Source organism: Flavobacterium sp. XS2P24 (genome assembly GCF_030010285.1).
Taxonomy (GTDB): Bacteria; Bacteroidota; Bacteroidia; order Flavobacteriales; family Flavobacteriaceae; genus Flavobacterium; species Flavobacterium algoritolerans.
This window is the reverse complement of the sequence record NZ_JASCRU010000058.1, coordinates 1-3040: the sequence shown is the minus strand read 5'-3', so window position 1 is coordinate 3040 and position 3040 is coordinate 1. Positions and strand designations below refer to the sequence as shown.

Below are 3040 nucleotides of genomic sequence, written 5' to 3'. Positions count from 1 at the left end.
AACAGGAAAAACCTATTTACCTATTGCACTAGAAAAAGAAATATGTAAAGTTGCTGTTGGTGATGATTTGGGTAAATGTTTTGGTATCAAAATGATTTATTTTGATTTAGACAAATCCAACATCAGACCAGAAGCGGCTCTGGATTTAGAAAAAATATTAGATGTTTTAAATCAGAATCCAACAATGAAAATTGATATCCGTTCGCATACTGACAGCAGACAAACTTTCAAATACAATGAAGCGCTATCTGAAAGAAGAGCTACATCAACCATCAAATGGTTAGTTAAAAATGGTATTGATGCAAGCAGATTGACTGGTAAAGGATACGGTGAAACTCAACTGGTAAACAAATGTGCTGATGATGTGATTTGTACCGAAGACGAACATCAACTCAACAGAAGAAGCGAATTTATTATTACAACGTTGTAATACACTTGTACTTAAAATAGTTAATCTTATTGAATAATTATAGACCTCGGGAGTTTCACTTTCGAGGTTTATTTTTTTATATCCAAATACAAATTGCAATAAACGAGATCAGATAATGCAATTAAAGTCCTAAAAAAAAAAAGTTAATTTCTCGAAATAATTACTATTCTGCTTGTTAAAAAAAATAGATCAATTGTTAATTTTTTGAAATAAAAAACTAAATTTTTCATAAAAAAAGTACATTTAAACGAGTATTTAGGTTCGTTGTAGAGAAAAAAAATCAATACTACTAATTCTTTGTAATTTTAATTTAATAAAGTAAAACTTTGGTTTTAAATACTTTAATAAATAAATAAACAAATAATTACTGAGGAAAAAGATTTTTTAATATCAAAAAAAGCGCTGATTTATGAAAAATTCAGAAATTAAAATTGATTTAAAATCTAAAAATTATAATTGTTCTATTAAAAATATTTTTTACTTTTTTTTTTAATAAAAAATTGATTTTCCATTTATCAAATACCACAAAATTAATTTTAGTAATAACAAATTAAAAATTTGATAGTATGAATGCAAAAATTACTTTCCTTATACTTACTTCCTTAACGTTCGTGAGTAACCAAATATTCTCCATTTAAAGCTCTAAAATACTGGTGAAATTTAATACAAATCATAAATTCTGAATCTAACAGAATTTTGTGTGTTAATTGTTCGATGAACCATTTAATATTAATAAACATTGATTCAAATCCAATGCGAACTAAATATTTTAATCCAAGCTACTAATCTATAAACTCTTTTAAAAATTGCCAAATATAATTTATCAATTTTAAGATATTCAAACTTTCTAACGATTTAAAACAAATCAATATGAAATCAAATTTTACTCATTCGACAAGATTATTTACACTTTTCTTATTATTTTTTTTAAGTTTTATAACAGTATCTATTGCTCAAATAGGTCCTGGTATTGCTCCTATTAATACTCCAAGTGGAGGGTTTAATATTGACGGTACTCTTTTCGCAAATACTACCGCAGGAGATTGGGTTGATGGAACTGGCACTGGTGGTTTTATACTTAATAATTCAGGAGGAGCTTTAAATACAGGAACTACTTATCATTTGTATGATTTGTATAACACTTCATCAGACAACATTTTTGGAGGAGGAGATAAAGTTGGTGACAATCCTAACAATTGGACATGGATTCCCGGTACAGCCAATGATAAAACCGACATGAACAATGCATTAATCCATTTAACTACTGATTCAAATGGAAATGTATGGGTTGTTTTTGCAGCGGATCGTCTAAGTAACAGTGGAAATGCTTATGTTGATTTTGAATTTCTTCAAACACCGATGACTAAAACAAGTACTGGATTTGCTACTGCTGCTCCAGCTTCAACTGGCGGAAGAACATTGGGCGATTTTTTATTAACCGTATATTTTGAAAATGGCGTTGCTAAATTTGACATTCAACGATGGGAACTTATAGGCAGTACATGGGAATACAAAACTTACTTTGCATCTTTACCGCTTAACTCAGTATTTGCTGCAGGAAATACAAGTACTGTTCCAGTGCCTTATCCGGCATTTGGGGTTAACAGTTATCTTCAAAATACATTTATTGAATCAGCAGTAAATTTAACAGCAGTATTAGGAGCGATTGATCCATGTACAAGTCTTAAAATAAAAACTGTTTTTGTTAAATCTAAAACTTCTACATCCTCATCTGCAGCTATTAAAGATTTTTTTAATCCAGTTGCTATCGATAACCTTACTCTAGGAAGTTCTGATGCAGGAGATGATGCTACTGTTTGTTCAGGATTACCATATACGCTTCAAGGATCAGCAGTACCTAGCAATGGATATCAAGTTATATCCAAAACTTGGTCTGTTTTAAGTGGTTCCGCAACCATACAGGATCCAACAAATCTCAATTCAATTGTAAATATCACTGGAAGTTCTGCAACATTCCGACTTACAGTTGTAACAGGACCAATATCTGGTTCAGGATCACAATGTACAGTAACTGATGATGCAACTATAACCGTTAATCAACCTCTCACCTGTTTAATATCGGGTTCAGATGAACCTCTATGTCCGTCTTCTACTTCTAATATTTATTCCGCTCCGGTCAGCGCTAATTATGCATGGAGTATTTCAGGAAATGGATTAATTGTGGGAAATACAAATACTCAATCTGTATCGGTAACCGCTGGTTCAGGTTGTAATGCAACATTTTTGTTATCATTAATAATTACTGATGCAAATGGATGTATTTCAACTTGTACAAAAACTGTTACAGTTATAGACGAAACATTACCTATTGTAACCAATGCTGTAGATTCATTAAACCAAACCCTTCAATGCAATAATACTGAAGGTATAACTGCTGCTTTGGCTTTATCGCCTTCCGCTACCGACAATTGTACCCTTGCTCCAAATAAAGTTTTAGTGAGCGATGTGACAACTGCAGATGCTGATTGTACTAATGCTTATACTAGAGTACGTACTTGGAACTTTACTGATGGTTGTGGAAACACTTCTGCCGATTTTGTTCAAACTATTACTGTAATTGACAATACCGCTCCTGTTGTAACTACAACG

General features: G+C 31.4%; 2 protein-coding genes. Both read left to right on the top strand.

What is annotated here, in order from left to right:
* The coding region (locus QLS31_RS16100; protein WP_282744684.1) for an OmpA family protein at positions 1 to 430 on the top strand (430 nt) is incomplete at its 5' end.
* Positions 431 to 1300: 870 nt separating this feature from the next.
* The coding region (locus tag QLS31_RS16095; protein ID WP_282744683.1) for a hypothetical protein at positions 1301 to 3040 on the top strand (1740 nt) is incomplete at its 3' end.